The 5,230-nt window shown below is 62.2% G+C and carries 3 protein-coding genes; all 3 read right to left on the bottom strand.

Going from position 1 to position 5,230, the window contains the following annotated elements; all coding sequences use genetic code 11:
* Positions 1-82: 82 nt before the first annotated feature.
* Genes KMAL_RS15890 through KMAL_RS15880 form a run of 3 tightly spaced genes read right to left on the bottom strand, consistent with a single transcriptional unit; the run spans position 83 to position 4,820 of the window.
* Complete coding sequence (locus KMAL_RS15890) at positions 83-445, bottom strand: hypothetical protein (RefSeq protein WP_239020183.1); 363 nt, start codon at positions 443-445, stop codon at positions 83-85.
* The gene (locus tag KMAL_RS15885; protein WP_110096462.1) at positions 442-1,629 is read right to left on the bottom strand and encodes an efflux RND transporter periplasmic adaptor subunit; all 1,188 of its coding nucleotides are present in this window, start codon (positions 1,627-1,629) and stop codon (positions 442-444) included. The genes KMAL_RS15890 and KMAL_RS15885 overlap by 4 nt, the downstream gene beginning before the upstream one ends.
* The gene (locus KMAL_RS15880) at positions 1,629-4,820 is read right to left on the bottom strand and encodes an efflux RND transporter permease subunit (protein ID WP_110096461.1); all 3,192 of its coding nucleotides are present in this window, start codon (positions 4,818-4,820) and stop codon (positions 1,629-1,631) included. Before KMAL_RS15880 ends, KMAL_RS15885 begins: the two co-directional genes overlap by 1 nt.
* Positions 4,821-5,230: the final 410 nt, after the last annotated feature.

The following is a 5,230-nucleotide window of genomic DNA, read 5'->3' as shown; positions in this document are numbered from 1 at the left end:
ACCGGGAAAGCCGCTCTTCAACATCAAAAAAACCAGGCTGCTTCATATCGCCATTCCCTCAATCAACGCAGAAGAAATAGAATCATACAGAAGACCTCAAAACCAGGGGGTTTTTAGAACCCTCCAGGTCGGACCGGGCCTCGCTGACGACGGTGCGGGCCTGCATGAAGCGTTCGGACGCAGCCTGCAGGTCCCCGTTATGGGCCGTGGCCTCGGCTTCCAGCGCATCAAGGCGGGGGTCGGCAAACCCCTTCCACCACTCGGCCCGCACGCTGTCATCCATCGGACGCGCAGGTGCGAAGGGGGCCTGCCCCTGCCATGTCGTCGGGATGACGTAATGGGGGGTGTGATAGGCGGGGGCCAGGTCGCATCCCGCCAGCAGCAGCATGGAGGCCGCGCAGGCCCCGCGCAGGATCGCGGGACGACGAACAGCGGATTTCATCATTCATCGTCCTTTTCAGAAGTATCGTCGCTGTATCCGGCGGCAGGCGTGACAACATGGACCTTTTCCCCCTCCAGCAGGTCGGCGGGGGGATTGTCGATGATCCGGTCCGCAGGGGCGACGCCGGAGAGCACCTGCGTCGCCCCATCCCCCATGCGCCCCACCGTGATGTTGCGGAAATGCGCGGTATCGTGGGCGTCCACCACCGCGACCTGCATGCCGTGTTCCTGAAATACCAGCGCGCCGGTGGGAATGGTCAGGTGTCCCGACTGTTCCGGCGCGCTCAGCGTCACGGCGGCGAAGGTGCCGGGCCACAGGGCGTTGTCCTTGTTGTCGATCACGAATTCGCTGACGCTGGTCCGCGTATCGGGGTCATAGCCGCCCGATACGGTCAGGAATTTCCCTTCGAACACGCGGTCGGGAAACTGCGGCACGCGGACACTGGCCTGCAGGCCCGGCTGGAGGATGTAGGACATGTTTTCGGGGATGGAGACGAACAGCCGCATCTGGTGCGTATCCGCCACGCTGAACAGTTCGCTGGCCCCGCCATTGGCGTTGAGGTTGCCGCCACCTTCATGCACGTAATCGCCCACGTTGATGTCACGCTCCGTCACCACGCCGCTGAAGGGGGCGACGATCACCTTGAACCTCTCAAGGGCGGCGTAGCGGTCAAGGTTGTGGCGCGCGGCCTCCAGGTCGGCGGCGGCCGATTTCTCGTTCGCGTCCTGCACGGACACCGACTGGCCGGACACGGCCTGCGATTTGCCCATCAGGCGCCAGCGCTGCGCCGTGACGACGGCAAGGTCGTATTTGGCCTGCGACGACTGCAGGTCGGCCTGTGCCTGCGCGAACTGCGCGTCAAGGCCCGGCGTATTGATTTCCGCCAGCACGTCGCCTGCCGCGACCCGCGCGCCGTAATCCTTGTACCACATGCGCACATAGCCGGAGGCCTGAGGATAGATCGGCGCCTGGTACCAGGCTTCCACCGTGCCGGGCAGTTCGAGGCTGACATGCCGGGCCTCGGGGCGGGAGGAAATCACCATCACGTCGGGAATGGCGGCTTCACGCGCGGTCAGGCGCAGGGCGGCGGCATGGTGAATGCGCCCGCCCACAAGGTAGCCGCACCATCCCAGGATGGCGACACTTCCCCCCACCAGCAGCATTTTTTTCGATTTTCCGATCGACATCACTTCGGCTCCTCCCGGTGGCGGGACGGACGGTTGTGCAGGATTGCGTAGACACACGGCACGAACAGCAGGGTGGACACCGTCGCCACCAGCAGCCCGCCAATGACGGCACGGCCCAGCGGCGCGTTCTGCGAATTGCTCATGGCCATCGGCACCATGCCGATCACCATCGCCAGCGCGGTCATCAGGACGGGGCGGATGCGGCCATATCCCGCCTCCACCGCCGCGCGCAGGGCGTCGCCATGCTCCTCGATCCGTTCGCGCGCAAAGGAGACGACAAGGATGGAATTGGCGGTGGCCGTGCCCATGCACATGATGGCCCCGGTCAGGGCGGGCACCGACAGGCGGGTATGGGTCAGGAACAGCGCCCACGCGATGCCGGCCAGCGCGCCGGGCAGGGCGGTGATGATGATGAACGGGTCAAGCCATGACTGGAAATTCACCACGATCAGCAGGTAGATCAGCAGGACCGACACCACCAGCCCGAAGACCAGTTCCACATAGGAATGACGCATGGTTTCGGTCTGCCCCCGGATGGTCACGGCGGCGGTGGAGGGAACCATCTGTTCCGTCTGCCGCAGGATGCGGCGCACGCCTGTTGTCACCTGCCCCAGGTCCGCGCCTTCGGCCGAGACGTAGATGTCGACTTCGGGCATGGAATTGAAATGCGACACCTGCCCCGGCGTTCCGGTGGCGGTGACATTGCTGATGCCGCCCAGCAGCTGCATGTGCCGTCCCTGCGGGTCGCCATCGCCCTTGTCCACCGGGATGGTCATCAGGTTGCTGAAATGCGTCAGCTGGTCCTGCGAGACATAGACATTCAGCGGGAAGGTAATCCCGGTCTGCGGGTCCAGCCAGTATTGCGGGTCGACCGTCTGGCTGCCCGACAGTGTCATCAGTTCATTGTTGGCCAGGTCAGCCTCCGTCATGCCTGTCGCCTGTCCGAAGGTGCGGTTGCCCTGCACGAACAGGGTCGGCGTCTTCATGGTCTGCTGGATCACCACATCGGCGGTGCCCGGCACCGCGCGCAGCCGGTTCACCAGCTTGCGGGCATATTCGTAATTGTCGCGCAGGTCCGGGCCGGAAATCTGCACGTCGATCGGCGCGGGGGAGCCGAAATTGAGGATCCGCGCCGTCAGGTCCGCCGGCTGGAACGTGAAGACCGTGCCGGGGAAGCGTGCCGACAGGTCACGGCGCAGGATGGCCCGGTAATCCCACACGGGCGTTTCCTCGTCCTTCAGCGCGATCGTGATGTCGCAATCCTGCGTGCCGATGGTGGGGGTGGGAATGAAGGCCTGGTTGTGTGCGCCTTCGGGCAGGCCGCAATTCTCGATCATCGTATCCACGCGGTCGGGAAAGAGCTGGTTGATGCGATCCTCCACCAGCGACGCCTCGCGGCCCGCGACCTCGATACGGGTGCCAAGGGGCGCGCGCATGTGCATCTGGATGGTGCCGGACTTCGTCTCGGGGAAGAAGTCGCGCCCGGCGACAAGGTACAGCGCCATCGAACAGACGGAGATGCCAAGGAAGACCCCGACAAACTGCCGCCTGCGCGCAATCGCCCAGCGCAGCAGGCCGGCATAGCGTTCACGGAAGGTGTTGAACCCGCGTTCAAACGCCTGCTGGAACCGTTCGGGCAGGCGCTGCGGATATTGCAGCTTGTGGTGCTGGGGTTCGCAATGGTGTGAATCCCCATGCCCCGCGACGCTGTGCCCGGCCAGAAGGTACTTCGCCATCGTCGGCACCAGCGTGCGCGACAGGATGAAGGAGGCGATCATGGCGAAGATGATCGCTTCGGCCATCGGCATGAACAGCCAGCCCGCAACCCCGCTCAGCCCGAAAAGCGGCAGCCATACGATGCAGATGCAGGTAGTGGCGACAAAGGTCGGGATGACGATCTGGTTGGCCGCATCGATGATCGCAGGTTCCAGGTCCTTTCCCATTTCCAGATGGGCGTCGATGTTCTCGATCATGACGGTGGCGTCATCGACAAGGATGCCGACCGCAAGCGCAAGTCCGCCAAGCGTCATGACATTGATCGTCTGTCCCGCCCAGTGCAGGCCGATGATCGCGCACAGGATCGCCAGCGGGATGGAGGTGGCGATGATGACGGTCGGGCGCCACGATCCCAGGAACAGCAGCACGACCATGCCCGTCAGGCATGCCGCCGTCAGCATTTCGCGCACGACGTCGAAGATGGAATCCTTCACGAAGATGGAGGCGTCGCCAAGGATGCTGACCTTCACGTCCGGTGGCAGCAGCTTCTGTATCCGTGGCAGCAGCGCCTTGGCCCCGGCGACGACATCAAGCGTCGAGGCATCGCCGCTTTTCATGACGACGATCTCGACACCCTGCTTGCCCTTGACCAGCACAAGGTTCGTCTGCGGGTGCCCGCCACGATAGACTTCGGCCACGTCATGCACGTAGATGACGGCATTGCCCACGCGCTTGACGGGGATATCGCCCAGTTCCTTCATCGAACGCGGCGTGGCGTTGGTCTGGACCATCCAGTCCGTGGCGGAAATCTTCTGGTCCCCCGCCGGCAGGACGATATTCTGGCCACGCAGGGCATTCTGCACATCCATGGCCGACAGGTGGTGCGCCTGCAACTGCTGCTGGTTCAGCGCAACCATGACAAAGCTGTCCATCCCGCCATAGGCCTGCGGCACCACCGCACCCGGCACCGTCACCAGCAGGGGGCGCACGCGGATCATCGCCAGCTTGAACAGGTCGGACGGCGTCTGCCGGTCTGACGTGACCTGCAGCGTCAGCACGGGCACGGACGAGGCATCAAGGCTCATCACCATGGGGGCGGGGATGTTTTCGGGAAGCTGCTTGATCACCGTCTGGGAAATGGCGGTGACTTCGGCCTCGGCCTTGCCGATATCCGTTCCGGGCTGGAAGTATATGTTGACGATGCCGCGGCCGTAATACGAGCTGCTTTCCATATGCTCGATGCCCTCGACGGTCGAGGTCACCATCAGTTCGTAATTATAGATGATGCGACCGGCAAATTCCTCCGGCAGCATGCCGCCATAGGTCCAGACAACGGACACCACGGGAATGCGGATGTTCGGGAACACGTCTGTCGGTGTGCGCAATACCGACATGATGCCAAAGACCACAATAAGGATCGACAGCACCACAAAGGTATAGGGCCGACGTAGTGCGGTAACTACGATGGCATTCATGGGATATGTATTTCATGCGTGAAAACAAATCCTGCGTGCCGGAAAACATGCAGATATCACGCGGGATTCATTTTTCGTTTCCAGACCCCGGTCATTCCTGACCGCATGCGAACACGAAAGGTTAGGGTAGGCTGGCCATATCTGTGGAAAGTGACATGTGCGTACACTCCGGCAAGGTCGGCACAGGATGCCTGACATGGTTTCATGGGGTCATGACCTGCCCGGTAGATACAGTGATTTTTACAAAGTATGAATATAAAATGTTTAAAATATTTTTCTAATACCTAACAGCCTGTCGGGTTGGGCATTTTGCGGCTGATAACGCCAAGGCTGACCTGGCTTATGCTGCCTGAAGCCGCGCCATTCTTTTACAGTTGTATGCGAGAGCAACGAGTGTCCATTCGGTCGTG

Origin of the sequence: Novacetimonas maltaceti, assembly GCF_002906255.1 — a bacterium.
GTDB lineage: Bacteria > Pseudomonadota > Alphaproteobacteria > Acetobacterales > Acetobacteraceae > Novacetimonas > Novacetimonas maltaceti.
Note: the sequence above shows the minus strand (reverse complement) of the source record. Positions and strands in the feature narration are given on the sequence as shown.

Excerpts from the sequence above, each read along its gene's own strand:
- KMAL_RS15890 (WP_239020183.1), bottom strand. The coding sequence starts at position 445 with ATGATGAAATCCGCTGTTCGTCGTCCCGCGATCCTGCGCGGGGCCTGC.
- KMAL_RS15885 (WP_110096462.1), bottom strand. The coding sequence starts at position 1,629 with ATGTCGATCGGAAAATCGAAAAAAATGCTGCTGGTGGGGGGAAGTGTC.
- KMAL_RS15880 (WP_110096461.1), bottom strand. The coding sequence starts at position 4,820 with ATGAATGCCATCGTAGTTACCGCACTACGTCGGCCCTATACCTTTGTG.